17 protein-coding genes, 1 tRNA gene and 1 pseudogene are annotated in these 26,993 nt (G+C 72.0%); 16 read left to right on the top strand and 3 right to left on the bottom strand.

Annotated features, from left to right (window positions below; translation table 11 throughout):
• Positions 1-78: 78 nt before the first annotated feature.
• The 3 genes and pseudogenes from OHT61_RS14780 to OHT61_RS14770 all read left to right on the top strand — a co-directional run.
• Positions 79-258, top strand: coding sequence for a DUF4244 domain-containing protein (locus tag OHT61_RS14780; RefSeq protein WP_329043259.1), 180 nt, complete (start codon positions 79-81; stop codon positions 256-258).
• Positions 245-685, top strand: coding sequence for a TadE family type IV pilus minor pilin (locus OHT61_RS14775; RefSeq protein ID WP_329038626.1), 441 nt, complete (start codon positions 245-247; stop codon positions 683-685). The genes OHT61_RS14780 and OHT61_RS14775 overlap by 14 nt, the downstream gene beginning before the upstream one ends.
• Positions 682-1,020, top strand: a pseudogene (locus OHT61_RS14770) (Rv3654c family TadE-like protein); the annotation flags it as partial. The gene OHT61_RS14775 and the pseudogene OHT61_RS14770, both read left to right, overlap by 4 nt.
• 154 nt (positions 1,021-1,174) lie before the next feature.
• Here OHT61_RS14770 and OHT61_RS14765 read toward each other — a convergent pair.
• Complete coding sequence (locus OHT61_RS14765) at positions 1,175-3,727, bottom strand: DEAD/DEAH box helicase (protein ID WP_329038624.1); 2,553 nt, start codon at positions 3,725-3,727, stop codon at positions 1,175-1,177.
• A 79-nt stretch (positions 3,728-3,806) separates the two neighbouring features.
• Between OHT61_RS14765 and OHT61_RS14760 the strand changes: the two genes are divergently transcribed.
• From OHT61_RS14760 to OHT61_RS14700, 13 genes are all read left to right on the top strand, one after another.
• Positions 3,807-4,160 (top strand): STAS domain-containing protein, encoded by a 354-nt coding sequence (locus tag OHT61_RS14760; RefSeq protein WP_003967428.1) that lies wholly within the window; start codon positions 3,807-3,809, stop codon positions 4,158-4,160.
• Between the two features lie 205 nt (positions 4,161-4,365).
• Positions 4,366-4,815 (top strand): ATP-binding protein, encoded by a 450-nt coding sequence (locus tag OHT61_RS14755; RefSeq protein ID WP_329038622.1) that lies wholly within the window; start codon positions 4,366-4,368, stop codon positions 4,813-4,815.
• A gap of 929 nt (positions 4,816-5,744) precedes the next feature.
• Entirely contained in the window at positions 5,745-6,212 is a 468-nt protein-coding gene (locus tag OHT61_RS14750; RefSeq protein WP_329038620.1) for an NUDIX hydrolase, read from the top strand.
• Between the two features lie 555 nt (positions 6,213-6,767).
• Positions 6,768-9,212: a sodium-translocating pyrophosphatase gene (locus OHT61_RS14745; protein WP_329038617.1), complete on the top strand. Its 2,445-nt coding sequence runs from the start codon at positions 6,768-6,770 to the stop codon at positions 9,210-9,212.
• A 295-nt stretch (positions 9,213-9,507) separates the two neighbouring features.
• Positions 9,508-10,140 carry a small secreted protein gene (locus OHT61_RS14740; protein WP_329038616.1) on the top strand — a complete coding sequence of 211 codons (633 nt, stop codon included), beginning with the start codon at positions 9,508-9,510 and terminating at the stop codon, positions 10,138-10,140.
• A gap of 471 nt (positions 10,141-10,611) precedes the next feature.
• Complete coding sequence (locus OHT61_RS14735; protein WP_329038614.1) at positions 10,612-12,138, top strand: DUF7059 domain-containing protein; 1,527 nt, start codon at positions 10,612-10,614, stop codon at positions 12,136-12,138.
• 371 nt (positions 12,139-12,509) lie between these two features.
• Positions 12,510-12,707 carry a hypothetical protein gene (locus OHT61_RS14730; protein WP_329038612.1) on the top strand — a complete coding sequence of 66 codons (198 nt, stop codon included), beginning with the start codon at positions 12,510-12,512 and terminating at the stop codon, positions 12,705-12,707.
• Between the two features lie 279 nt (positions 12,708-12,986).
• Positions 12,987-15,842 carry a type I DNA topoisomerase gene (gene topA / locus OHT61_RS14725; RefSeq protein ID WP_329038610.1) on the top strand — a complete coding sequence of 952 codons (2,856 nt, stop codon included), beginning with the start codon at positions 12,987-12,989 and terminating at the stop codon, positions 15,840-15,842.
• A 146-nt stretch (positions 15,843-15,988) separates the two neighbouring features.
• Positions 15,989-19,090, top strand: a complete 3,102-nt coding sequence (gene tmk / locus OHT61_RS14720; RefSeq protein ID WP_329038608.1) for a dTMP kinase — start codon at positions 15,989-15,991, stop codon at positions 19,088-19,090.
• Positions 19,091-19,403: 313 nt separating this feature from the next.
• Positions 19,404-20,609: a DNA polymerase III subunit delta' gene (locus tag OHT61_RS14715; RefSeq protein WP_329038606.1), complete on the top strand. Its 1,206-nt coding sequence runs from the start codon at positions 19,404-19,406 to the stop codon at positions 20,607-20,609.
• A gap of 146 nt (positions 20,610-20,755) precedes the next feature.
• Positions 20,756-22,285 (top strand): alpha/beta hydrolase, encoded by a 1,530-nt coding sequence (locus OHT61_RS14710; RefSeq protein ID WP_329038604.1) that lies wholly within the window; start codon positions 20,756-20,758, stop codon positions 22,283-22,285.
• Positions 22,286-22,383: 98 nt separating this feature from the next.
• A tRNA-Thr gene (locus OHT61_RS14705) sits at positions 22,384-22,457 on the top strand.
• A gap of 173 nt (positions 22,458-22,630) precedes the next feature.
• Complete coding sequence (locus OHT61_RS14700; RefSeq protein WP_329038602.1) at positions 22,631-23,530, top strand: sulfurtransferase; 900 nt, start codon at positions 22,631-22,633, stop codon at positions 23,528-23,530.
• 169 nt (positions 23,531-23,699) lie between these two features.
• On the opposite strand, the gene OHT61_RS14695 is transcribed toward OHT61_RS14700, so the two are convergent.
• Together OHT61_RS14695 and OHT61_RS14690 are read right to left on the bottom strand one after the other, a co-directional pair.
• The gene (locus OHT61_RS14695) at positions 23,700-26,162 is read right to left on the bottom strand and encodes an ABC transporter permease (protein ID WP_329038600.1); all 2,463 of its coding nucleotides are present in this window, start codon (positions 26,160-26,162) and stop codon (positions 23,700-23,702) included.
• On the bottom strand, positions 26,156-26,908 hold the full coding sequence (locus OHT61_RS14690) for an ABC transporter ATP-binding protein (RefSeq protein ID WP_329038598.1): 753 nt from the start codon (positions 26,906-26,908) through the stop codon (positions 26,156-26,158). Before OHT61_RS14690 ends, OHT61_RS14695 begins: the two co-directional genes overlap by 7 nt.
• Positions 26,909-26,993 lie beyond the last annotated feature (85 nt).

Genomic DNA, 26,993 nt, shown 5'->3' with positions numbered 1-26,993 from the left:
CGTAACGAGATCATGGAGGTAGAGATGAAGAGGAACAGCATCCGGCGGGCGCTGAGCGCAAGTCGTCGCGCTTGGGAGATGTTGGTGGTCAGGCGCCGCGCCGGCGGCTGCGACCGGGGGATGACGACGTCCGAGTACGCGGTGGGAACCATCGCCGCATGCGCGTTCGCGGCCGTGCTCTACAAGGTGGTGACCAGCGGGGCAGTGCTGTCGGCCCTGCAGTCGTTGATCAAGGACGCTCTCGATGCGAAGTTCTGAAGCACGCACGGTGCACAGGACGCTCAACCTGGCGGCGGCCAAGGCGAACCAGGGTTCTGGGGACCGCGGTGCGGTGACGGCGGAGGCCGCGATGGTGCTGCCTGTACTGGTGGCATTCGTCATGGTTCTCGTCTGGGCGCTGGTCGCCGCTTCGGACCAGATTCGGTGTGTGGACGCTGCACGGGCGGGTGCGAGGGCTGCGGCCAGATCCGAACCGGAGACGGCTGTACGGCTGGTGGCGAAGGAGTCGGCACCGGACAGTGCGCGGGTGGAGGTGCGGCGGGTCGGGGATTCGTGGCGCGTCCGGGTGGATGCGCCGACGCCGGGTCCTGGTCCGCTGAGCCTGATGTTGAGCGCGGAAGCGGTCGCGTTGGCGGAGGACACGGTAGGGGAGGAGCCAGGAGGCAGAGGGGGACCGGAACCGTGAGGCGCGGCAGGGTTGGAACCGTGAGGCCGAGGGTCGGCTGGTCGCGAGCCAGGAGGAGGTACGGCCGGCTTCGCTCCGCCGAGGACGAGGGGCTGGCTACGGTCTGGGCGGCCATCACGACGACGAGCCTCTGCGTGGTGTTCGCAGTGGTGCTGGCCCTCGGGCAGGTCGTGTCTGCCCGGCACAGGGCCGGCGGTGCGGCGGACCTCGCCGCGTTGGCCGCGGCCGACCGTGCGTTGAGCGGTCCCGCCGAGGCGTGTGGCGCAGCGGGCGAGGTCGCCGCGGCCCAGGAAGCGGAACTTGTGCGGTGCTCGATCGAGGGCGAGATCGCCGACGTGACGGCCCGTGCGCATTTCGGCCCCTACAAGCCGGAAGTCAGGGCGCGAGCAGGGCCTCCCGGGGCTGTGGGGCATGCAGATCACCTGTCGTCACCGGCGTCGGTGGACACCCCGGTGCAGCCCCGCAGGGGCAGCACTCAGCGATCCTCGGTCAGGGTCCTTCCGCCCCTGTCGGCCGACGGTCGGTCATCCCGTCAGGCCGCGAGTCGGCCCCGGGTGTCACTCGTGAGTCCGCCTCGGAGTCCGCCTCGGGGTCCGGTGGTGCGGTTCTGAGCAACTCGTTCAGGAGGCGTACGGCGCCGCGCTTGTGCAGTGGTTCATTTCCGTTGCCGCATTTGGGCGACTGGATGCAGGACGGGCAACCCGCCTCGCACTCGCAGGACGCGATGGCCTGCAGTGTTGCCGTCAGCCACGTGCGGGCCGTGTGGAAGGCCCGTTCGGCGAAGCCCGCGCCACCCGGATGGCCGTCGTAGACGAAGACCGTGGGAAGGAGGGTGTCCGGGTGCAGAGGGACGGAGACGCCACCGATGTCCCACCGGTCGCAGGTGGCGAAGAGCGGCAGCATCCCGATGGACGCGTGCTCAGCCGCGTGCAGGGCGCCTCCGAGGATCTCGGGATTGATCCGGGCGGCGTCGAGCTGACCCTCGGTGACCGTCCACCACACGGCGCGGGTACGCAGAGTCCGGGGTGGCAGGTCGAGCTTGGTCTCGCCCATGACCTCGCCGGTCATCACCCGCCGACGCAGAAAGGACACGACCTGGTTCGTCACCTCCACCGAGCCGAAGCACAGACGGCCGTCGCCCCACGGGATCTCGGTGTCGGTCTCCAGGACGGCGATGGCGGTGGTGTCCCGCGCGTTGGTCGAGTACGGCGGGGCGGCTTCCTCCACCAGGGCGACCGCGTCTTCCAGATCGAGCTTCCGGACCAGGTACGTCCGGCCCTGATGGAGGTGGACTGCACCCTCGTGAACGCTTGTGTGCGCGGCCGACTCGTCCACCGTGCCCAGGAGCCGGCCGGTGCCCTCCTCGACGATCTGGACCGGCCGGCCGCCCCCGCCGCGGATGTCGGTCAGATCTGCCGCGCGCTCTCGGCGGGTCCAGTGCCAGCCCGTCGTCCGCCTGCGCAGGAGCTTCGCGGCCTCCAGCTGAGGCAGCAGGTCGGGCACCGCGGGGCCGAAGAGTGCGACGTCGGCTTCCGTGAGCGGCAGTTCGGCGGCGGCGGCACACAGGTGCGGAGCGAGTACGTACGGGTTGTCCGGGTCCAGGACGGTCGATTCCACGGGCTGCTGGAACAGCGCTTCGGGGTGGTGGACGAGATACGTGTCCAGCGGGTCGTCCCGGGCGACGAGGATGGCCAGGGCCCCTTGCCCGGACCGTCCGGCGCGGCCGGCCTGCTGCCAGAGGGAGGCGCGCGTGCCGGGGTAACCCGCGATCACGACGGCGTCCAGGCCGGAGACGTCGATGCCGAGCTCCAGGGCGGTCGTGGCGGCGAGCCCGAGCAGTTCGCCGGAGTGCAGGGCGCGCTCCAGGGCGCGCCGCTCTTCGGGCAGATAGCCGCCCCGGTAGGCGGCGACGCGCCCGGGCAGGGAGCGATCCACCTCGGCCAGACGCTCCTTGGCGATGACGGAGACGAGCTCGGCGCCACGCCGTGAGCGCACGAAGGCGACGGACCGGACGCCCTGGACGGTCAGGTCGGTCAGGAGGTCGGCCGTCTCGGCCGTGGCGGTGCGGCGCACGGGGGCGCCCTTCTCCCCGTGCAGGTCGGTGAGCGGGGGCTCCCAGAGGGCGAAGACCATCTCCCCCCGGGGAGAAGCGTCATCCGCGACCTCCTGGACCGGCAGGCCCGTCAGACGTCCCGCTGCCACAGCCGGGTGTGCCGCGGTGGCGGAAGCGAGGAGGAAGACCGGATCGGAGCCGTAGCGGGCGCACAGGCGGCGGAGTCGGCGCAGTACCTGGGCCACATGGGATCCGAAAACGCCCCGGTAGGTGTGGCACTCGTCGATGACGACGAAACGGAGGGCACGCAGGAAGGAGGCCCACCGAGGGTGTGACGGGAGTATGCCCCGGTGCAGCATGTCGGGGTTCGTCAGGACGTAGTTGGCGTACTGGCGCACCCATTCGCGTTCCTCGACCGGGGTGTCCCCGTCGTAGACCGCGGGGCGGACCGCTGTGCCGAGGGGGGCCGCGAGCGCTTTGACCGCCCGGCGCTGGTCAGCTGCGAGAGCCTTCGTGGGGGCGAGGTACAGGGCGGTCGTGCCGCGGCCGGTGGGTGCTTCGGAGCCGTCGACGAGGGCGCTCAGTACCGGCGCGAGGTAGGCGAGCGACTTGCCGGACGCGGTCCCGGTGGCGATCACGACGGATTCGCCGTCCAAGGCGTGCTCGGCCGCCGTGGCCTGGTGCGTCCACGGATGGTCGATTCCGGCCCTGCCGATCGCCGAGATCACTTCCGGCCGGATGCGATCCGGCCAGATGGCATGGGTTCCGGCACGTGGGGGCAAGTGCTCCGTATGAGTGATGCGCGTTGCCCGGCTCGCCCCTGCGGCGAGCCGGTCGAGAACCACCGACGGAGAGGGGCGCGAGCCCGCGTTCTCGGGTGGTCGACTGGGGCGGTGATTCTTGGCCATCGGCATCGAGTGTGTCACTGGCATGACGGACAATGGTCCCAAGGCGTCGTGCATGGCTCCTGGTAAGTGATTGAATGCCATCGCGGCTGGCGATCCGTCCCCTGACCTCCGTCGGGGAGACCGAGGGGCGACCGCTCGATAGCAAGGTGCTGGAGGATCCGTGGACCTGTCCCTGTCGACTCGCAATGTGTCCGGCCCTGGTGGCGACCGTACGGTCGTCGAGGTCGGTGGCGAGATTGATGTGTATACCGCGCCCAAGCTGCGCGAGCAGTTGGTCGAGTTGGTGAATGACGGCAGCTACCACCTGGTTGTCGACATGGAAGGCGTCGACTTTCTCGACTCCACCGGACTCGGCGTGCTCGTGGGCGGCTTGAAGCGTGTCCGGGCCCATGAGGGCTCGCTGCGCCTGGTGTGCAACCAGGAGCGCATTCTCAAGATTTTCCGGATCACTGGTCTGACCAAGGTGTTTCCCATCCACACCACGGTCGACGAGGCTGTCGCGGCGACCGACTAGAGCGGTCGGCGCCGGTCGGCCCCACCGGGTCGGCCGGCATGCGGTGACAGGCCGGCAGGCGGCAGCATTCGGGCCGCCATGAGCAGGTGGTCGACCATGTGGTCGGCTGCCGGCTTCGTCGGTTGCCGGAGAGAATGAGAGCAGGGGTACCGGGCGCAAGGCCCGGGCCCCTGAGAAGCACGCCCGTACGTTCGAGGGGGATGGCATGCCAACCGTTGAACTCCGCTTCAGCGCCCAGCCTGAACACGTCAGGACGGCTCGCCTTGTGGCGGCCGCCGTGGCACGTAGGGCAGGCGTCGACGAGGCGGTGCTCGACGAGGTCAGACTTGCCGTCGGTGAGGCATGCAGCCGTGCTGTCGGTCTCCATCGGAGCCATGACATCACCGCGCCGGTGACGGTCATCCTGACCGAGGAGGAGAAAGCGTTCTCCATCGAGGTCGGCGACGGACTGTCCAGCTCGGGCGGTGCAGCCACGTCCTCAGGTGCTTCCAGCGGTGGGGGCCCCGATGATCCGGAGGCCGACGCCGACAGTGAGGACGAGATGGGCCTTGCCGTCATCAGCGGGCTGGTCGACGACATGGAAGTACTCTCGGGCGAGGACGGCGGCGTCATTCGCATGACCTGGCCTACCGTTCCCGCCACTGTTCTTCCCTAGAGTCCCTGCCACCGTTCTTCCCTGGAGTCCCTGCCACTGAGGAACGGCCTTCAGCCGAAGCGGTGGCCTGGTGCCGCTGGCTCGTTCCCCGCCCTTCACTTGCGCGCGCCGCAGCTTAGACGGGTAGTACGCAAGGCCCCGCTGCGCCTCCTGGTGGCCAGCAGGGTCGACCCGAGCTGAGCCCTGGCCGCCTCCCTCCGGAGCCCCCGTGCTCCTGCTGCCGCGTCGCCCGCCTTGGCCGGCTGCCCCCGCAGACCCCAGGCCGCGGCATGGAGCCATGTGACACCCGCCGGCCGGAACACTCGCTTGCGCCGACGCGCGGGCTGCCCCTGAGCCCCGAAGCGGAAGACTCCGCATCGCGAGCCCGCAGCTTCCACCCGGTGTATCGCGGCCCCCCACGCGTCGGCTCACCCACCGGGCGTCGGCCGGCCCACAGGCGCGGCCCACCTCGAATGGGCTCAGACGCCCCCGTGGTGCGGCCGGCTCTGACGGGGCGCTGCCCAGTCCATCCCGCAGGCCACCCAGTCCATCCCGAGGGCCCCGCAGGCCACCCAGTCCATCCCGAGGGCCCGCCCCGCAGGCCACCCAGTCCATCCCGTAGGCCCGTGCCGCAGGCCACCCAGCCATCCGCAGGTCCACCGCCACACGCCCCCAGTGCCCCCTCCGCAGGCCCGCCCCATGCCGCAAGTGCAGCCATGAGGGCCGTGTGGCCTTGGCTTGCGCGGGCCATGCCTTCCCCATGCTTCGGACGCGATGCCCGCAATGGGCCGACGCGATGCCCGCAATGGGCCAACGGGCTCGCGCGCCACCGTCGTAGCCTCCCGCGCTCTGGCGCACCGGAGCCTCGTGGAGCAACCGTGCGCTGCTCCGGAGGGGGCGTGGGACAGTATCCGGCCGGGCCATCGAGGTAGCAGCAAGGAAGGTGGGGGATGCGTTTTCGGTTGGCGGCGTACGCCGTGTGTGTCGAGAACGGGTGGGTGCTGCTCGCCCGCCACGTACCGCCGATGGGCGAAAGCACCTGGACCCTGCCGGGCGGCCGTGTGGAGCACGGCGAAGATCCGTTCGATGCGGTCATTCGGGAGGTTGCCGAGGAGACCGGCTGTGTCGCCGTGGTGGATCGGCTGCTGGGCATCGACTCACGGATCATTCCAGCGGCCGAAGCGCGTGCGGGAGTAGAGCATCAGAATGTCGGCGTCTTCTACCGGGTCCGCATCACCGGTGGTCGGCTGCGGCCTGAGCTGAACGGCGAGATAGCCGAGACGGTGTGGACCAAGGCCGCCGACGTCGCCGGCCTGCGCAGGTCATCACTGGTCGACGTCGGCCTCACCCTGGCCGAGGCCCTTCCCGCCACCGGCCACGTCGCGCCCATCCCGGTCGGCGGCCTGATCCGGCACTAGGCAGGGGCGGCGCGCATCTGCCGGACGCGCGCGATGCACCTTGCCTGCGCCTGCACCTCGTCGCCTGCGTCCGAGAGGGGCCGTCCGGCCGGCTCGCTTGAGGTGCGGCCCGATCACCGGCTCATCGAACTGTCCGTCGGCGAGGCTGGAGAGGGCCGCGCAGACACCTGGGCCCGGGCGCTCGCGGGGCCGCCGGAGCGAAGCGGTCTGCCGGCCGGTGCTCGGCTTCGCGCGGACTCGGCGGCGCGGCGTAGTGGTGCTGTTTCCTCGTTCCCGGCACGGCAGGCCCCCAGCAGGCCCCACGGCCGGCCCGGTCCCGGCGAACGTTTATCAACCCCGGTGAACAGGGGAATTACAGGCTTGCCTGATCGGCGATCTCCAGGAATGCGCGGGTGTCATGCCCCGACCCCATTACTGCATTCGGGTCCCCTCCGGGAGGAGATCATTTGTCATTGGGTGGACGAAAGTCGATTTCATTGACCACCCACTGTTTTGATCAGCCCCGGCTCCCTACAATCCGTCCACGACTTGAGCGCTGAGCGTCAAGGAGGACGTATGGCGGAGTTCTTCAACACCCCAATGGCAGAACTGGCGCACGTTTCCGTACCTTCCGGCCGGCTCAACCCACTCGCGGCAGCTGTGCTGACCGATGGCAACCGGCTGATCGTCGTGGTCATCGCGGTGGTGGCCCTCGCCGCGCTGATCGTCGCCCAGCTGCTCGTACGCCAGGTCCTGGCGGCCGGCGAGGGCACCGAACGCATGAAAGAGATCGCGGCAGCCGTCCAGGAGGGTGCCAACGCCTATCTGGCCCGGCAGCTGCGAACCGTCGGTGTCTTCGCCGTCGCCGTGTTCTTCCTGCTCATGCTCCTCCCGGCCGACAACTGGTCGCAGCGTGTGGGGCGCTCCTTGTTCTTCCTGGTGGGTGCGCTCTTTTCGGCGGCCACCGGATACATCGGGATGCGGCTCGCCGTACGCAGCAATGTGCGTGTGGCCGCCGCCGCGCGTGAGGCGACTCCCGCCGAAGGAGAACCGCACAAAGATCTGACCGCCGTTTCGCACAAGGCCATGAAGATCGCTTTCCGCACGGGTGGCGTGGTCGGAATGATCACGGTGGGCCTCGGGCTGCTGGGCGCCTCCTGCGTGGTCCTCGTGTACGCCGCCGACGCGCCCAAGGTGCTGGAGGGGTTCGGCCTCGGTGCGGCGCTGATCGCGATGTTCATGAGGGTCGGGGGCGGAATCTTCACCAAGGCCGCCGACGTCGGTGCCGACCTCGTGGGCAAGGTGGAGCAGGGCATCCCCGAGGACGATCCGCGCAACGCCGCCACCATCGCGGACAACGTGGGCGACAACGTCGGGGACTGCGCGGGAATGGCGGCCGACCTCTTCGAGTCGTACGCCGTCACGCTCGTCGCCGCGCTCATCCTGGGCAAGGCGGCCTTCGGGGATGCCGGGCTCGCCTTCCCGCTGATCGTTCCGGCGATCGGTGTGATCACCGCGATGGTGGGGATCTTCGCCGTGGCGCCCCGGCGGACCGACCGCAGCGGGATGAGCGCCATCAACCGCGGGTTCTTCGTCTCCGCCGTGATCTCCCTGGTCCTGGTGGCCGTCGCGGTCTTCGTCTACCTGCCGTCCTCGTACGCCGGCCTGGACGGGGTCACCGACGCCGCCGTCTCCTCGCACGGCGGTGACCCGCGTGTCTTCGCCCTCGTCGCCGTGGCCATCGGGATCGTGCTCGCGGCCCTGATCCAGCAGCTGACCGGCTACTTCACCGAGACCACCCGGCGCCCTGTCCGGGACATCGGGAAGTCCTCGCTGACCGGCCCGGCGACCGTCGTCCTGGCCGGGGTCTCCATCGGCCTGGAGTCCGCCGTCTACACGGCGCTCCTGATCGGCCTCGGGGTCTACGGGGCGTTCCTGCTCGGGGGGACGTCGATCATGCTGGCGCTCTTCGCGGTGGCCCTGGCGGGTACCGGTCTGCTCACCACCGTGGGCGTCATCGTCGCGATGGACACCTTCGGCCCGGTGTCGGACAACGCCCAGGGCATCGCCGAGATGTCGGGAGACGTCACGGGCGCCGGCGCCCAGGTCCTGACCGACCTCGACGCCGTGGGCAACACGACCAAGGCGATCACCAAGGGCATCGCCATCGCCACGGCCGTCCTGGCGGCCGCGGCGCTCTTCGGTTCCTATCGGGACGCCATCGCGACGGCGGTCGACGACGTGGGCGCCCGGGCCGGGGAGCTCGGGCTGAGTCTGGACATCTCGCAGCCGAACAACCTGGTCGGCCTGATCCTCGGAGCCGCGGTCGTCTTCCTGTTCTCCGGGCTGGCCATCAACGCGGTCTCCCGTTCCGCCGGGGCCGTGGTCTACGAGGTGCGACGGCAGTTCCGCGAGCGCCCGGGAATCATGGACTTCACGGAGAAGCCGGAGTACGGCCGTGTGGTCGACATCTGCACCAAGGACGCGCTGCGCGAGCTGGCCACGCCCGGGCTCCTCGCCGTTCTGGCTCCCATCGCGGTGGGGTTCACCCTGGGTGTGGGCGCTCTCGGCTCGTACCTCGCGGGGGCGATCGCCACGGGCACGCTCATGGCGGTCTTCCTCGCCAACTCCGGCGGAGCCTGGGACAACGCGAAGAAGCTCGTGGAGGACGGTCATCACGGCGGCAAGGGCAGTGAGGCGCACGCGGCGACGGTGATCGGGGACACGGTCGGCGACCCGTTCAAGGACACGGCGGGCCCGGCGATCAACCCGCTTCTCAAGGTGATGAACCTCGTCGCCCTGCTCATCGCCCCGGCGGTGGTGCAGTTCAGTTACGGAGATGACGCGAGCCCGTGGATCCGGGCGCTCGTGGCCGTCATCGCGATCGCCGTGATCGTCGGCGCGGTCTACGTGTCCAAGCGCCGGGGCGTCACCGTGGGGGACGACGACAATTCCGGCGGGGGCGGCAACAGCGGCGGGGAGGGCCCGGTCGTATCCACCGATCCCGCCGCCCTTTCATGAGGATCCGTTTCATGAGGATTCGGTGTCGCGGGGAAGCAGTTCCTGAGTGACGCCTGTTCAGTGCCGCGGCGGACGACGTGAACTGACGTGTCGTCCGCCGTTGCCGTGCGCGGCGGGTGTCGTCGGAAGGTCGCGGAACCAGGCGCATGTCCGACTCGGCGGGTGAGTTGTATCTCCCTCATTTCCCTTGGTGCAAATGGCTGCAAAAGAATGCATATCGGATGCCGGGCGCCTGAATGTCGCCCACATGGCGTGTAAGTTCCGGGGCCGAGAGCCTTGGAAGGGATCCAGACCGGTGAACAAGAAGCTTGCAGCCGCACTGTCCGGCAGTGCGGTACTCGTACTGGCACTGTCGGGTTGCAGCGACGACAGCGACAACAAGGTGAATGACTGGGCGAAGAAGGTCTGCGACCAGGTTCAGCCGCAGCTCCAGAAGATCGCCAACGCCAATGCCGCGATCCAGCAGCAGACGGCCGACAACAGCAAGCCCGTCGACGTCCAGAAGACGGACTCGGCGGCCTTCCAGCAGATCTCGCAGGCGTACAAGGCACTCGGTTCCGCCGTCGAGTCGGCGGGCGCGCCGCCCGTGGACGGTGGCGACACCACGCAGAAGGAGGCCGTGAAGGAGCTCAACGCCTCCTCCGTGGCCTACGCGAACCTGAAGACGAAGGTCGACGCGCTCGACACGAAGGACCAGGCGAAGTTCGCCGACGGTCTCAAGGGCATCGCCGACGAGCTGAACAAGATCAGCACCAACGGAGACCAGGCGCTGAAGAAGCTGCAGTCCGGCGAGGTCGGATCCGCGATGGCGAAGCAGAAGGGCTGCCAGAAGCCGACGGCCTCCGCGCCGCCCGCCTCCGCGCCGTCCGCTCCCGCTCCCGCGTCCAAGCAGGCGTCGCCCTCGGCCTCCGCGACCGCGAAGGCCTGACCCGAAGGCCTGACCCGAAGGGCATGAAGGCCGAAAGGCATGAACGCGGAAAGCCCGAACCCGGAATGCCTGCCCGCTGGGGCCTGACCGTGTCGGGCCTACCGCGAAGGCCCGACCGTCGGTGGGCGGACAACGAGGGGCTGAGGGCGGAGGACGGGCAGCGCGCTGCCCGCAGCGAAAGCAGGTGGCGAAGGGGCCGGCGCCTCAGGCCCGGCACCTCAGGCCCGGCACCTCAGGCCCGGCGCAGCGCAGCGAGGGTGCACGGGTGGGCGGTCCCATCGGGCGGCGTTCGGAGGCGTCAGGCGGTCGACACGGCCGCCTCGCCCCCGACGACCGCTTCGGGTTCCTGCCGGTGCCCCCGCTTCCGTTCTGCCCCGCGCCGAGCCGGGACGAAGCGCGTGAAGCGGCCCGGTGGGCATGTGTGGCCACCGGGCCGCTGCCGTTGTCGGCGGGAGCGGCCACAATGGGCGGGTGAGTACGACCAGCCTTCCCGCATCCCACCGCGCCCCCCGGCTCCGCGAAGCCCTGATCGCCGCCGCGTTCACCGCGGACGGCCTCCTCGAACAGCTCGGCGCGCCCGCGTACGCCGCGCTGGCCCGCAGCGAGACCGTCCCCGCGCTCCGGGCCACCCGCGAGGAATCGCCGCTCGACACGCTGGTGCGGCTGTTCCTCCTCCAGCGCTCCGTCCCGGCCGCCGCGGCCGCCGCCGCCCTGCCCCTCGACGAGTGCGTCGAGGACGGCTGGGTTGTCCGCGAGGACGACCTGGTCAGGGCGACGGTCGACGTCCGCCCCTACGGCGGACCCGAGGCCCAGGACTGGTTCATCGTCTCCGACCTGGGCTGCGCGGTCGGCGGGGCCGGGGGGATCGGCTCGCGCGAGGAAGGCGTCGTCCTGGGTGTCGGGGGCGCGTCCACCACACTGGCCGGCATCACCGTCCGCAGGCCCGTGGCCTCCGCCCTCGACCTCGGTACGGGCTCCGGCATCCAGGCGCTGCACGCCGCCCAGCACGCCACCCGCGTCACGGCCACCGACGTCAACCCGCGCGCCCTGGACTTCACCCGTCTGACGCTCGCCCTGTCGGGCGCGGCGCCGGCCGAGTTGCTGGAGGGCTCCCTCTTCGAGCCGGTGGGCACACAGACGTACGACCTGATCGTGTCCAACCCGCCGTTCGTCATCTCGCCCGGCGCACGGCTGACGTACCGCGACGGAGGCATGGGCGGCGACGACCTGTGCAGCACTCTCGTGCGTCAGGCCGGGGACCGGCTGAACGAAGGCGGTTACGCGCAGTTCCTCGCCAACTGGCAGCACGTCGACGGCGAGGAGTGGCAGGACCGTGTCCGCTCCTGGGTGCCGGCGGGCTGTGACGCCTGGATCGTGCAGCGCGACGTGCAGGACGTCACGCAGTACGCCGAACTGTGGCTGCGCGACAGCGGCGATCACCGCACCGACCCCGACGAGTACGCCCAGCGTTACGAGTCCTGGCTGGACGAGTTCGAGGCGCGCGCCACCAGGGCCGTGGGCTTCGGCTGGATCACGCTCCGGAAATCCGCGTCGGCGGCCGCCGGGCATCCCTCCGTGGTGGCCGAGGAATGGCCGCACGCGGTGGAGCAGCCTCTCGGACCGGCTGTGGAGGCGCACTTCGCGCGGCAGGACTACCTGCGCGAGCACGACGACGCGGCCCTGCTCGCCGCGCACTTCACGCTGTCCGAGGAGGTCGTCCAGGAGCAGGTCGGGATGCCGGGCGCCGAGGACCCGGAGCATGTGGTGCTGCGTCAGAACCGCGGGATGCGGAGGGCGACCAAGGTCGACGCGGTGGGTGCCGGGTTCGCCGGGGTCTGCGACGGCTCGCTCCCCGCCGGCCGGATCCTGGACGCCATCGCCCAGTTGATGGCCGAGGACCCGGTTCTGCTGCGTGACCGCACGCCGCAGGCGATCCGGCTCCTGGTCGAGGAGGGCTTCCTCGACCCGGTGGGCGGCGACGGCGTTCCGCTGCGCTGATCCGGCCGGCCCCCGGCCTGCCTGGAAGAGCTTCCGCTGGGTTCCGTTTCTCCGCGTCCGCCGACCCGTCCATCCGTATGCCCCCAGCGGCGCAAGGAGTGCGGGGCGAAGCGGGCTCATGGACGCCGCCCAGGCTGCCAAGACCTGTCCCGGCCGCGTCCCCCGCCCGCACCGCACGCCCGCTGGTGCGGGCGAAGCGGGGCCATGGATGTGCCCCGGGATTCCGGCCGGGGCGTTCCCCGGCGCGCTGTGCGGCGTTCATCCGGGGTTCGTGCCGGGGACGTCCGGGGGTGGCAGCCTCCCCTCTGCCGGGCGCACGCGGGACTCGCCGTGCCTCGGCGGCCGCTGGGACGAGTACGAGGGGTACGGACATGGAGAGCACCGCCGCGTTCTTCGCCGGTACGGCCTTCGCCCTGTTCGGCGCCGCCCTCCTCGTCTGGACGGGGGCGCGCACCATCCAGCGCGCGCCGGTGGCACTCGGTGTGAGCCCCGTCGCCTCCACCGCCCTCGCCACGCTCTTCGGCGTACTCTTCCTCGTCCTCGGCGTGTGGTGCTTCACCCGCATCTGATCCACTTCGCCGGCCGGTCCGGCCACCTGCCGGAGATCCGCCGGGCGTCCTTCCCGGCGGTGGCCCGAAAGCCGCAGACGGCGGCACTGCGAAGAGCGGACCGGGCGGTCCGGGCGGCAGGAATGGCGGAAGTCGGGTTACCGTTCGAGTGGCCGTTGCGGGCTTTTGCCGTTTGACACGGGGGCGGGTTGTACCGTCACACTCCGCAGCGACAGCACCGCAGGCAGCGCAGAGCGCTGCCCGGATGCCCACGAGTGCCGACCGGAGAGAAGAGCGAAGTTGTCCCCGACCAGCGAGACCGCAGGCCGCCGACTCGTCATTGTCGAGTCGCCTGCCAAGGCGAAGACGATCAAGGGCTACCTCGGCCCGGGATACGTCGTCGAGGCGAGCGTCGGGCACATCCGCGACCTGCCGAACGGCGCCGCCGAGGTGCCGGACGAGTACACCGGTGAGGTCCGCCGCCTCGGTGTGGACGTCGAGAACGACTTCCAGCCGATCTACGTCGTCAACGCCGACAAGAAGGCCCAGGTGAGGAAGCTCAAGCAGCTCCTCGCCGAATCCGACGAACTCTTCCTCGCCACCGATGAGGACCGCGAGGGCGAAGCCATCGCGTGGCACCTGCAGGAAGTCCTCAAGCCCAAGGTCCCGGTCCACCGGATGGTCTTCCACGAGATCACCAAGGACGCCATCCGGGCCGCCGTCGCCAATCCCCGCGAGCTCAACCAGCGGATGGTCGACGCCCAGGAGACCCGCCGCATCCTCGACCGCCTCTACGGCTACGAGGTCTCGCCGGTCCTGTGGAAGAAGGTCATGCCGCGGCTGTCCGCGGGCCGGGTGCAGTCCGTCGCCACCCGCCTCGTCGTCGAGCGGGAGCGCGAGCGGATCGCCTTCCGTTCCGCCGAGTACTGGGACCTGACCGGCACCTTCGCCACCGGCCGCACCGGTGACGCCTCCGACCCCTCGACGCTCATCGCCCGCCTCAGCGCGGTCGACGGGCGCCGTATCGCCCAGGGCCGGGACTTCGGCCCCGACGGGCAGCTCAAGCAGGGCTCCGCCCAGACGCTGCACCTGGACGAGACGAACGCCCGCGCCCTGGCCGCCGCGCTCGCCGACTCCGCGTTCGCGGTCCGGTCGGTCGAGTCGAAGCCGTACCGCCGCTCGCCGTACGCGCCCTTCCGCACCACGACCCTCCAGCAGGAGGCGAGCCGGAAGCTCGGCTTCGGGGCCAAGGCCACGATGCAGGTGGCGCAGAAGCTGTACGAGAACGGCTTCATCACCTACATGCGTACGGACTCCACGACCCTCTCGGACACCGCGATCTCCGCGGCCCGGGCGCAGGTCACGCAGCTGTACGGGGCGAACTACCTCCCGGACAAGCCGCGCACCTACGCGGGCAAGGTCAAGAACGCGCAGGAGGCGCACGAGGCGATCCGTCCCTCGGGCGACCGCTTCCGCACCCCGGCGGAGACGGGCCTCACGGGCGACCAGTTCCGGCTGTACGAGCTGATCTGGAAGCGCACCGTCGCCTCCCAGATGAAGGACGCGGTCGGCAACTCCGTCACCGTCAAGATCGCGGGCCGGGCGAGCGACGGCCGTGAGGCCGAGTTCTCCGCGTCCGGCAAGACGATCACCTTCCACGGCTTCATGAAGGCGTACGTCGAAGGCGCGGACGACCCGAACGCCGAGCTCGACGACCGCGAGCGCCGTCTGCCGCAGGTCGCCGAGGGCGACGCCCTGACGGCGGACGAGGTCACCGTCGACGGGCACGCCACCAAGCCGCCGGCCCGCTACACCGAGGCATCGCTGGTCAAGGAGCTCGAAGAGCGCGAGATCGGCCGCCCGTCGACGTACGCGTCGATCATCGGGACGATCCTGGACCGCGGGTACGTGTTCAAGAAGGGCACGGCCCTGGTGCCGTCGTTCCTCTCGTTCGCCGTGGTCAACCTGCTGGAGAAGCACTTCGGCAGGCTCGTCGACTACGACTTCACCGCGCGCATGGAGGACGACCTCGACCGCATCGCGCGGGGCGAGGCCCAGTCCGTGCCGTGGCTGCGGCGCTTCTACTTCGGAGCCGGTGACGACACGGCCGGTGCCGGGGCGGCGTCCGACGCGGGCAACGGCGACGGGGACCACCTCGGAGGTCTCAAGGAACTGGTGACGGACCTCGGCGCGATCGACGCCCGCGAGATCTCGTCGTTCCCCGTCGGCAACGACATCAAGCTCCGTGTCGGCCGCTACGGGCCGTACATCGAGCGCGGCGAGAAGGACTCCGAGGGCCACCAGCGCGCCGACGTGCCCGAGGACCTGGCACCCGACGAGCTGTCCGTGGAACTCGCGGAGGAGCTGCTGGCCAAGCCGAGCGGCGACTTCGAGCTCGGCGCCGACCCGGTCAGCGGCAACCAGATCATCGCGAAGGACGGCCGCTACGGCCCGTACGTCACCGAGGTGCTGCCCGAGGGCACCCCGAAGACCGGGAAGAACGCGGTGAAGCCGCGGACCGCCTCGCTCTTCAAGACGATGTCCCTCGACACGGTGACGCTGGCCGACGCGCTCAAGCTGATGTCCCTGCCCCGCGTCGTCGGTGAGGACGCCGAGGGCGTCGAGATCACCGCGCAGAACGGCCGCTACGGCCCGTACCTGAAGAAGGGCACGGACTCGCGCTCGCTGACGTCCGAGGACCAGCTCTTCGACATCACCCTCGACGAGGCGCTCGCGATCTACGCCCAGCCCAAACAGCGCGGGCGGGCCGCCGCCAAGCCGCCGCTGAAGGAACTGGGCACAGACCCCGTGAGCGGTGCTCCGGTCGTCGTGAAGGACGGCCGCTTCGGCGCGTACGTCACGGACGGCGAGACGAACGCGACGCTGCGGACCGACGACAGCGTCGAGGACATCACGCCGGAACGCGGCTACGAGCTGCTCGCCGAGAAGCGCGCCAAGGGGCCGGCGAAGAAGAAGACGGCGAAGAAGGCCCCGGCCAAGAAGGCCACCGCGACGAAGAAGGCGGCCACGGCCAAGAAGGCGACCGCCACGAAGACGACGGCGGCGAAGAAGGCGACCACGGCCAAGAAGGCGCCCGCGAAGCGGGCGACCGCCGCGGCGCGGAAGGCGGCTCCGGCCTCGCAGGACGAGAGCTGACCTTTCGGCCACGGGCCGTGCGTGAACGCCGGAGGAGATGGGACGACCAGCTCCTCCGGCGTTCGTGCGTGCGGTGAGGGCATTCCCGCGGGCATATGTTCGGACCGGGCCCCCGGCCACCGCACCGCTCCCGATAGGCTGGGCGGATGACGCGAGCCGAGCAGCCACCGGTCGTGAGCCCCACCTCCGACACACTTGCCGCAGACTCACGCGAGCGCGCCGTACGAGCCCTGTTGCGTGTTCCCCCGCTCAGGCGGTTGTGGAGCGCCCAGGTCGTCGGCAGTATCGGCGATTCACTCGCCCTTCTCGTGCTTGTGCTGCTGTCGCTGCAGGCGGCGGTCGTCGAGGGCTCCTTCGGGGCCGGATACCGCGGGGCGGCCTTTGCCGTCGCCGCCGTCTTCGGTGCCCGGATTCTTTCCACCGTGCTCTTCGGAGCCGTACTCCTGGGGCCGCTGACGGCGCTCACCTCGCCCGGCGGGCCGGTCGACCGCCGCTGGCTGATGATCGGGGCGGACGGGCTCCGGCTCGCCCTGCTCGTCGTCGCGCCCCTCTGGATCGACTGGATGCCGGACAAGGCACTCCTGATGGTCCTCATCACCGTGTTCGTGACCGGTGCGGGTGAGCGGCTGTGGGCGGTGGCCAAGGAGAGCGCGGCTCCCGCGCTGCTCCCCGCCCCGCCGCCGGAGGGCGCCGCCGTGCGCCCGCTGCCCGACCACCTCGACGCGCTGCGCAGGCTGTCCCTGCGCACGAACTTCCTCGCCGTCCCGGCGGCCGCGGCGGTCCTCGTCGTCGCGGCGCTGATCGGTGAACTGCTGGGGACCGGCCTGGACTGGTTCTCCTTCCACCAGGCGGCCCTCGGTTCGTACGTCGCGGCGGGGCTGTTCTCCGCCTCGATCTCGACCCTGTACTTCCTGCACTTCCCGGGCACGCAGACGCCCCGGCCCCGGTCCCCCCTGGAAGGACTGCGGCGTCCGACCGCCGAATCGGGCTCGGACAAGGGCCGCACCGGCAGCATCCCGCTGGTCGTCGCCGCGTCCGCCGCGGTCGCCGGGGCCATCTCGGCCGCCGCGTCCGTGTCCGTGCTGCATGCCGCGGACCTCGACGGCGGGCCCGTCACCTTCGCGCTGCTGATCCTGGTCCTGACCGGTGGTACCGCGCTCGGCATCCGTACCGCGCGGAAGGTGCTGCCCGCCCTGTCGCGACGCAGGCTGCTGGCGCTGGCCACCGCGGTCACGGGTGTGGCCCTCCTCGCCCTCGGCCTGGTGCCCGACACGGCGACCGGGATCCTGATCGCCCTCGTCGCCGGTTACGCCGCCGGTGTCGCCGCCCACATCGGGCACGCGGTCATCGACCAGGAGACCGAGGCCTTCCGCCAGGCCAGGAACACCGAGCACCTCCAGGCCGTCGTCCGGGTGCTGGTCGCGCTCGGAGCTGTGGGAGGCCCGCTGCTGGCCGCCGCCATCGGGCGCCACCGGCTCGGCTCGGGCGACTTCGTCTTCGCGCACGGCGGAGCGGCGTTCGCGCTCATGCTCATCGGCGCGCTGCTGCTGCCCGTCGCGGTGATCGTCCTGGCCAAGACCGACGACCGCGCCGGGGTGCCGCTCCGCCGCGACCTGCGCGAGGCGCTGCGCGGCGGCGACCCCGCCGTCTCGCCCGCCGGCAACGGCTTCTTCCTCGTCCTCGAGGGCGGCGACGGGGCCGGCAAGTCCACGCAGGTGGAGGCGCTCGCCGACTGGATCCGCGCCAAGGGGCACGAGGTCGTCGTGACGCGCGAGCCGGGGGCCACCCCGATCGGCAAGCGCCTGCGCTCGATCCTGCTCGACGTGTCGTCGGCCGGACTGTCGAACCGGGCCGAGGCGCTGTTGTACGCCGCCGACCGCGCGGAGCACGTCGACTCCGTCGTCCGCCCGGCGCTGGAGCGCGGCGCGATCGTCATCTCCGACCGCTACATCGACTCGTCGGTCGCCTACCAGGGCGCCGGACGGGACCTCGCCCCGACCGAGATCGCCCGTATCTCGCGCTGGGCGACGAGCGGACTCGTACCGCATCTCACGGTGCTTCTGGACGTCGACCCGCAGACCGCGAGGGAACGGTTCACCGAGGCCCCCGACCGGCTGGAGTCCGAGCCGGCCGAGTTCCACGAGCGGGTGCGGTCCGGATTCCTGACCCTCGCCGCCGCCGACCCGGCCCGCTACCTGGTCGTGGACGCCGGACAGGAGCCGGAGGCGATCACCACCGTCGTGCGCCACCGGCTCGACCGGCTCCTCCCGCTCTCCGAGGCCGAGATCAAGGCCCAGGAGGAGGCGCGCAGGGCGGCCGAGGAGGAAGCCCGCCGCAAGGCCGAGGAAGAGGCGGCGCGCAAGGCCGAGGAGGAGCGGCTGGAGCGCGAGCGGGAGGCCCAGCTCGCCAAGCTCCGCGCCGAGGAGGAGGAGCGCAGGCGCCGCGAGGAGGAAGAGGCCCGGCAGCGTGAGGCCGAGCGCCAGGCGGAGGAGGCCCGGCAGCGCGCCGAGGAGGCCCGCCGCCGGGCGGAGGAGGAGCGCGCCCGCCTCGAAGCCGAGGAGCGGGTGCGTGACGCCGAACAGGAGCGGCTGCGCCTGCAGGCCCAGGAGGAGGCGCGGCTCCGCAAGGAGGCCGAGGAACTCCGCCTGGAGAAGCAGCGCAAGGCCGAGGAGGCGCTGATCCGCTCCGAGGAGGCGCGTCGCCGGGCCGAGGGCGAGGCCGCCGCACGGGCGGAGGAGGCCGCTGCCGCCGCCGCCGCGAAGCGTTCCCGCGAGGCGGAGCGGTCCGGATCCGGTTCCTCCGCACCGGACAACGAGCTCACGGTGCCGACCCCGGTCGTCAATCCGAACGAGATCACCCAGCCGGTGCCGGTCGCACGGCCCGACGGTCCTTCCCGTGACGCGGAGGAGACCACGGTCCTGCCGTCCCTGCGGGATGCGGACGAGACGGCGGTCCTGCCTCCCGTCCGGGACGAGAAGCCGTCGGACCGGGTACCTCCGGGCGTCTTCCGCGACGAGCCCCGCGACCGGTCGGCCGAGAGCGAGAACGAGCGCACCCGCGAGCTGCCCCAGGTCGCCGAGGACCCGCAGGCGGGGCGGTCGGCGCAGGACGGCTCCGCCCAGCGGAAGCGGCCGAGGCCCGACTGGGCCGAGGAGACACCGCTCGACGATCTGCCGTCGCTGGCCGACGAACTGCTCGGCGAGCACGACGACGAACGCGGCTCCGGCGGCCGTCCGCCACGCCGCTGACGGTCCGGCGCCGGGCCCGCCGCACCACCGGTCACCGGTGATGCGGCGGGCCCGGCGCTTTTGCGGCCGTCCCGCCGCGGTCTCCCCGCGGCGGCCCGACCACTTCGGCGGCCGGAACGGGACGGGGGCGCGACGGCCCGGGTGCGAGGGGCCCGGCAGCCGGAACACCAGGACTGTCGGGACTGTCGGACCCGTCCCGCACAATGGGAGTCCGACGGGGAAGCCGGTTTCCGTCTCGCGCGGTCTCCGGCACCACACGCTTTCCCGAACCACCCGCTTTGCCGCACCACACGCCATCGGAAGGGCGGTGACCATGACCGTATGGGACGACCTGGTCGGACAGGACCGGGTGCAGGAGCAGCTCGGTGCCGCCGCCCGGGACGCCGACGCGCTGGTCACCGCGCAGTCCGAGGGCGGGGCGGTGCCGCCCGGCTCGAAGATGACCCACGCCTGGCTCTTCACCGGCCCGCCCGGATCGGGCCGGTCCACGGCGGCCCGGTCCTTCGCCGCCGCGCTCCAGTGCACCAGCCCCGACCGGGCGCTGGGGGGCGCGCCGGGCTGCGGATTCTGCGACGGCTGCCACACCGCGCTGATCGGGACGCACGCGGACGTGGAGGTGATCCGCACGGATCTGCTGTCCATCGGTGTGAAGGAGACCCGTGAACTGGTCCGCCGTGCCCAGCTGTCGCCGGCCGTGGGCCGCTGGCAGGTCATCGTCATGGAGGACGCCGACCGCCTGACCGAGGGCGCGGGGAACGTCCTGCTGAAGGCGGTGGAGGAGCCCGCCCCCCGCACGGTGTGGCTCCTGTGCGCACCGTCCATCGAGGACGTGCTGCCCACGATCCGTTCCCGCTGCCGCCATCTGACCCTGCGCACGCCACCGGTGGAGGCCGTCGCGGACGTGCTGGTCAGGCGGGACGGCATCGACCCCGAGCGGGCCGCTTCCGCCGCCCGCGCCACGCAGGGGCACATCGGCCGGGCCCGCCGGCTGGCCACGGACGAGCGGGCGCGCGCCCGCCGTGCGGCCGTGCTGAAGCTCCCTCTGCGCGTCCACGACGTCGGTGGCTGCCTCAAGGCGGCCCAGGAACTGATCGACACGGCCACGGAGGACGCCAAGCAGGTCGCGGAGGAGGTCGACGTCAAGGAGACCGAGGACCTCAAGGCGGCGCTCGGCGGCGTCGCTGGAGGGCGCATGCCGCGCGGCACGGCGGGGGCGATGAAGGAGCTGGAGGACCGGCAGAAGCGCCGCAGGACGCGTACGCAGCGCGACAGCCTGGATCTCGCGCTCAGCGACATCACCGGCTTCTACCGCGATGTGCTGGCGCTCCAGCTGGGCTCCCGTATCGCCCTGGCCAACATGGACGTGCGGGAAGCGCTGGACCGGGTCGCCGAGTCGTCGACGCCCGAGCGCACCCTGCGGCGGATCGAGTCCGTGATCGCCTGCCGTCGCGCCCTCGACCGCAACGTCGCCCCGCTGCTCGCCGTCGAGGCGATGGCCGTGGCACTGCGCGCGGGCTGAATCCGGGGGCCGGGGAGTGGCCCCGTCCTGCGCGCGCGGGTGGGCGAGGCATCCTGACGTCCCGTCAAGATGTCTACGGGATGAGCGAATTCACCCGTATGAGCTGGAAATCGATCGACTCGTCACCCTGCCGCTACGCTCCTGGGATGGACACCAGGCGCCTGCTCCGTACGTTCGCCACCGCGCTCGGCACTGCCGGCGTGCTCGTCTCCGGTTGCAGCAGTGGCGGTTCGGCGCCCAGCGCCTCGGCGACGGGCTCGGCCGCGACCGAGGAGCTGAAGCCGTACTACGCGCAGAAGCTGCGCTGGCGGGACTGCGGCGTGGAGGGCTTCCAGTGCACCACGATGAAGGCCCCGCTGGACTACGCGAAGCCGGGCGACGGGGACGTCAAACTGGCCGTGTCCCGTACGAAGGCCACGGGTCCGGGCAAGCGGATCGGCTCGCTCCTGGTGAACCCGGGCGGTCCGGGCGGCTCGGCCATCGGGTACCTCCAGGGCTACGCAGGCATCGGCTACCCCGCCCCCGTCCGCGCACGGTACGACATGGTGGCCGTCGATCCGCGCGGGGTGGCCCGCAGCGAGCCCGTCGAGTGCCTCACGGGCAAGGAGATGGACGCCTACACGCAGGTGGACCAGACCCCCGACGACCAGGGCGAGGCCGACCGGCTGAACCAGGCGTTCGAGAAGTTCGCCGAAGGCTGCGAGAAGCGCTCCGGCCGGATCCTCCCGCACGTGTCCACGGTCGAGACGGCCCGGGACATGGACATCCTGCGCGCGCTGCTCGGTGACGAGAAACTGCACTACGTCGGCGCCTCGTACGGCACGTTCCTCGGTGCGACCTACGCCGACCTGTTCCCGGCCCGGGTGGGCCGTCTGGTCCTGGACGGGGCGATGGACCCGTCGCTCCCCGCGGAGGAGATCAACCGGGATCAGACCGCGGGCTTCGAGAAGGCGTTCCAGTCGTTCGCCGCGGACTGCGTGAAGCAGTCGGACTGCCCGCTCGGCACCACGTCCACGGCCGACGCGGCGACCGCGCTGAAGCGGCTCTTCGCCGACCTGGACGCCGAGCCGGTGCCGACCGGTGAGAGCCGTAAGCTGACCGAGTCCCTGGCCACGACCGGGGTGATCGCCGCGATGTACGACGAGGCCGCCTGGCCCCAGCTGCGGGAGGCCGTCGCCGGGGCGAAGCGCGGCGACGGGTCCGGCCTGCTCGCGCTCGCCGACAGCTATTACGAGCGGCAGCCGAGCGGTAAGTACGCCAACCTGATGTTCGCCAACGCGGCCGTCAACTGCCTCGACCTGGCCCCCGCCTTCTCGGGCCCGGAAGAGGTCGAGAAGGCGGTCCCGGCCTTCGAGAAGGCGTCCCCGGTCTTCGGCAGGGGCTTCGCCTGGGCCGCGCTGAACTGCGACGCCTGGCCCGTCGACCCCACCGGTGCCCCGCACCGCACCGTGGCCGAGGGGGCGGCCCCCATCGTGGTGGTCGGCACCACCCGGGACCCCGCCACCCCGTACAAGTGGGCCAAGGCCCTCGCGGCCCAGCTGTCCTCCGGCGTCCTCCTCACCTACGAGGGCGACGGGCACACCGCGTACGGCCGCGGCAGCGACTGCATCGACACGGCGATCAACAGGTACCTGCTGGACGGCACTCCGCCCAAGAACGGGAAGAAGTGCGCCTGACCTGCGTTTATGCCGCCAAGGGCGGGCGGTGCGGAGCACCCCCGGAAACTGTGTAGACTTGGCGTCGCTGCTGATCGCACCACGGTGCGACAGGGCGTGCCGCCTTAGCTCAGCTGGCCAGAGCAACGCACTCGTAATGCGTAGGTCTCGGGTTCGAATCCCGAAGGCGGCCCTGCCGAAGCCCCAGGACTCACTCGCCGTGACCTGGGGCTTCTGCTTTTCCCGGAGCAGCGGATCAGGATGCCGGCCAGGCGCGGGTGCGGACGTGCCTCTCGACGCGGACCCGTTTCGCAGCGAGAGCACGTCCGCACCCGCGACCGCGCAGGCGCCGACGAGAGGGAGAACATGACCGGGCACGCGGGGACGGCGCCGGAGGCGGGCGCGCTGCCCGGCCCGCTCGTCGGGGTGGAGTGGCTCGCCGGGCGTCTGGCTCTCCCCTGGATGGTGGTCCTCGACGCGTCCGTGGGTGCCCACCGTGCCACCGGGCGGTGCGTCCCCGGTGCCCTGCGCTTCGACATCGACGGCGCGATGTCCGACCCTGCCGTGCCGTTGCCGCACACGATGCCCGGAGCGGAGCAGTTCACCGCCGGAATGCGGGCCCTCGGCGTCGACGGCGGCGACACCGTGGTCGTCTACGACACCGCGGGGATCTACTCGGCCGCACGCGCCTGGTGGATGCTCAGGGCGATGGGCTTCGACCGGGTCGCGGTGCTCGACGGCGGCCTGCCCGCCTGGGAGGCCGCCGGGCTCCCGGTGGAGTACCGGGAGCCCGGCACCGCGAAGCTCGGGACCGCGGAGCGGGCCGGTGACTTCACCGCCCGCCCCCGCCCCGGGATGTTCGCCGGCGCCGACGATGTCGCCGAGGCCCTGGGCGACGCCCGCTCGGCGGTGCTCGACGCGAGGTCCCGTGAGCGGTACGCGGGTTCGGCCCCGGAACCCAGGCCCGGCCTGCGCGGCGGCCATATGCCGGGGTCGGTGAACCTGCCGTTCGGCGAGATCCAGCGTGACGGCCTGATGCTCCCCGCCGACGAACTCCGCGCGGCGTTCACGGCGTCGGCGGGGAGCCGGGAGCGGCTCGTCGTCAGCTGCGGATCGGGCGTCACCGCGTGTGTCCTGGCGCTCGGGGCCGAACTGGCCGGGTACCGCGACGTGTTCGTGTACGACGGCTCGTGGGGCGAGTGGGGTCTGCCGTCGGACCGACCGGTCGTGACGGGCCCGAATCCCGCCGGCGACGACGGAGCCTGACCCCGCCCGAGCGGATCACCGTCGCTCCGGCCGCCCGCGCCTCCGGGCCCCGTACGGAGGCCGCCCGGTCCGTACCGCCTCCGGGCCCCGTACGGAGGCCGCCCGGTCCGTACGTGCCCACGGCGGCCCGCAACCCCGTCGGTCCGCCCCGTGGTCGCCCCCGTCCGGCTCACTCTCGGGTGCCCGCGGACTCCACCGGCCGTGTGCGCATCGCCGCGAGGGCCGGCAGCACGGCGGAGACCACGGCCAGTACGGCGCAGGCCGCCACCACCGCGCCGACCGGGATCCACGGGACCGCCACCGGGGAGTCCACCGAGAGGAGGGCCAGAGCAGCCCGCACGCCCAGCAGGTCCAGCCCGGCCACGGCCGCTCCGAGCACCGCACCCACCGCCACCACCAGCAGCGCCTCGACGGCCACCAGCCGAAGCACCTGGGCTTTCGTCGCTCCGGTGAGGCGCAGCACCGCGAAGTCACGGACCCGGTCGGAGGTGGCCATGACCATGGTGTTCGCCAGCGAGATCCCGCTGTACAGCAGGGCGATGCCCAGGACGAGCAGCAGGCCGGCACGGGTGTGGCCGCCGGCGGACGGGTGGTGCGCCGCCACCCATGCCTCGCCCGTCAGTACCGGGGTGCCCGTGTCGCGCCCCGCCTCCTCCAGCAGGGCGCGTACGGCCGAACGGTCGGCGCCCGCACGGAGCCTGACGTCGACTCGGTCGACGGCGGCACCCGCAGCGTTGGCGGGGGTCACGTACACGCCGTTGCCTCCGGTGCCGACACGCATCACGGCCGCGATCCGGAGCGACACCCTGCGGCCGTCGCCGAGCCAGACGCCGACGCGGCGGCCCACCGTCCGTGTCTCCCACTCCTCGTTGACGACGATGGAGTCGTCGTCGAGGTCGGCGAGCCGGCCCGACACGAGGGGGAGCCGGCCCGTCGCCGCCAGGCCCGCCGGCTCGGCCGCCCTGGCCTCGGAGGAGACGAGCGCCGTGCCGTCCTCCAGGACGGTGACCCCCGTCGAGCGGGACGCACTCGTCACGACGCCGGGGATGTGCCGCACGCGCTGCATGAAGCGGGGGTCCAGAGGGCCGTCCCCGCCCGCCCGGAAGTCCGCGCCCGACAGGACCGCCGCGGTTTCGGACGCCTTGCCCTCGTTGATGGTGGCCACGGTGCCCAGCAGGGACGCGGCGAGCGCGACGGTGATCAGGACGGGTGCGGCGACCGCGGCGGTACGGCGGACGCCGGCGGACGCGTTCTGCCGGGCCAGCAGCCCGGTCGCCCCCGGCAGCCGGGCGGGCAGCCAGGCGAGCAGACGTGTGAGCGGGCGGGAGAACAGCGGCGCGAGCAGCGCGACACCGACGATGATCCACAAGGGCTGCAGGAGGTACGTCTTCCGCTTCAGCAGGTCGCCGGGGTCGGTGAGCAGGGCCCACCCCAGCAGCCCGAGCCCGGTCAGCAGGACGGCGGAGCCCCCGAGCAGACGGCTCAGGGGCATGCTGCTCTCGTCCACAGAGGCGTCCCGCAGCGCCTCGGCCGGCCGGACCCGGCCTGCCCGGTGCGAGGCGACGGCGACACCGGCGAGTGCGACACCCAGCCCGGTCCAGAAGGCGGTGTGCAGCGGCCAGGCCGCGTCCCCGATCGTGAACCAGGCCGGTGCGAGCCCCTGAGCCGCAAGCCGGGCGGCCAGCCGTGGTGCGGCCGCCTCCCCCAGCAGGCAGCCGGCCGCCGAGGCGAGGGCCCCGACCACCAGTGCCTCGGCCACGACCGCGCGGCGGATCTGGCCCGGTGTGGCGCCGGCCGTGCGGAGCAGCCCGAACTCCCTCCGTCGCTGGGCCACCGCGAAGGAGAAGGTGGAGGCGACGACGAAGACGGAGACGAAACCGGTGATGCCGGCCGCGGTCCCGAGCAGCGCGTTGACCGCGGTCAGCGCCTCGCGGTCCCGGTCCGGACCGGGGTCCGCCCGGCGCCGCTCGTCCGCGGTGAGGACGCTCATCCCGGGGACCGTGCGGGTCAGCGCCCGTACGGCGGCCGGGTCCGCGTGCACGGCCACCGCGTCGACCGCCGGACGGATGCGGGCGGCCTCGGCGTCGGTGAAGAACACGGCCGACTCGAAGCCCGCGTCCGCGACGGTGCCGACGACGGTCCGGGTTCCGGCTCCGCCGGGAGTGCCGACACGGATACGGTCCCCGGTCCGGAGGCCCGCGCCGCCCGTCACGACGACCTCACCCGGAGCGGCGGGGGCACGGCCCGAGACGACGCGGTACGGGGTGGCGGCGGCGATGGACCAGGGATGGCCGACGGCCTCTCTCCCGGCCGCCTCCACGGGAAACGTACGGTCCTCGGCCGTCCGGCCCAGCCGTGCGAGACCGGCGGCCAGAGCCTCCGGCACCGGACGGGGGTCGGTGAGGGGGGCCGTGCGCTCCCCGACGGGGGTGGCGACCCGGAGGGTGTTTGAGGGCGCCACGACCACGGGGGCCGCGGCGAAGCGTTCCGGAGCGCGCTCGGGGGCGTCGAACGTCGAGGCCAGGGCCTGTCCCGTCATGGCGGTCAGCCCGACGCCCAGCGTGAGAGCGACGAAGGAGCCGGTGAAGGTGACCCAGCGCGTCCGCATCGAACGCAGCGCGGTGCTCAGCACGGGACCACCGCCAGGGAGGTCATGCGCGCGGCGATGTGTTCCGGAGCCGGGGCGTGGAGCTCGTCGCGTACCGATCCGTCGGCCAGGAAGACCACCCGGTCCGCGTGGGAGGCGGCGACCGGGTCGTGCGTCACCATGATCACCGTCTGGCCGTCGTCGGCCATCGACCGCAGCAGTTCCAGGACCCCGCGGCCCGTACGGGAGTCGAGTGCGCCGGTCGGCTCGTCGGCGAACAGGACCTCGGGCCGGGTCACCAGGGCACGGGCCAGGGCGACGCGTTGCTGCTGCCCGCCCGACAGTTCGGCGGGCCGGTGCCGCGCCCGGGAGCCCAGGCCGACCCGCTCCAGCACCGCGCGCACCTCCGGGCGCCGGGGCCCGCGGCCCGCCAGCCGCAGCGGGAGTGCCACGTTCTGCTCGGCGGTGAGCGCGGGCAGCAGGTTGAAGGCCTGGAAGACGAAGCCGATCCGCTCGCGGCGCAGCAGGGTCAGCCGGCGCTCGCCCAGCTCCGTCAGGTCCGTGTCGCCGAGGAACACCCGGCCGGACGTGGGCCGGTCGAGGCCGGCGGTGCACTGGAGCAGAGTCGACTTCCCCGAACCGGACGGTCCCATGATCGCCATGAAGGAACCGCGGGGAACGGTGAGGCTGACGCCGTCCAGGGCCGTGACCGTGTCCCCGCCCTTCCCGAAGGACCGGGTGACGGTGTCGAGCCGGACGGCCGGCGGGGCTTCGGCTGGTCGCTGATTCATGGTGTCGAGCCAACCGCCCGCGGACCGCGGGCACATCGCAGCGAGGGGGAGTCGTCGTGGTGGAGACAGCTCCACCACGGGGCCC

The organism is Streptomyces sp. NBC_00178 (genome assembly GCF_036206005.1).
Classification (GTDB): domain Bacteria; phylum Actinomycetota; class Actinomycetes; order Streptomycetales; family Streptomycetaceae; genus Streptomyces.
Note: the sequence above shows the minus strand (reverse complement) of the source record. Positions and strands in the feature narration are given on the sequence as shown.

Coding starts and splice junctions, on each gene's coding strand:
- OHT61_RS14710 (WP_329038604.1), top strand. CDS start 20,756: ATGGACACCAGGCGCCTGCTCCGTACGTTCGCCACCGCGCTCGGCACT.
- OHT61_RS14750 (WP_329038620.1), top strand. CDS start 5,745: ATGCGTTTTCGGTTGGCGGCGTACGCCGTGTGTGTCGAGAACGGGTGG.
- OHT61_RS14715 (WP_329038606.1), top strand. CDS start 19,404: ATGACCGTATGGGACGACCTGGTCGGACAGGACCGGGTGCAGGAGCAG.
- OHT61_RS14700 (WP_329038602.1), top strand. CDS start 22,631: ATGACCGGGCACGCGGGGACGGCGCCGGAGGCGGGCGCGCTGCCCGGC.
- OHT61_RS14755 (WP_329038622.1), top strand. CDS start 4,366: ATGCCAACCGTTGAACTCCGCTTCAGCGCCCAGCCTGAACACGTCAGG.
- OHT61_RS14730 (WP_329038612.1), top strand. CDS start 12,510: ATGGAGAGCACCGCCGCGTTCTTCGCCGGTACGGCCTTCGCCCTGTTC.
- OHT61_RS14745 (WP_329038617.1), top strand. CDS start 6,768: ATGGCGGAGTTCTTCAACACCCCAATGGCAGAACTGGCGCACGTTTCC.
- tmk (WP_329038608.1), top strand. CDS start 15,989: ATGACGCGAGCCGAGCAGCCACCGGTCGTGAGCCCCACCTCCGACACA.
- OHT61_RS14690 (WP_329038598.1), bottom strand. CDS start 26,908: ATGAATCAGCGACCAGCCGAAGCCCCGCCGGCCGTCCGGCTCGACACC.
- OHT61_RS14765 (WP_329038624.1), bottom strand. CDS start 3,727: ATGGCATTCAATCACTTACCAGGAGCCATGCACGACGCCTTGGGACCA.
- OHT61_RS14780 (WP_329043259.1), top strand. CDS start 79: ATGTTGGTGGTCAGGCGCCGCGCCGGCGGCTGCGACCGGGGGATGACG.
- OHT61_RS14775 (WP_329038626.1), top strand. CDS start 245: ATGCGAAGTTCTGAAGCACGCACGGTGCACAGGACGCTCAACCTGGCG.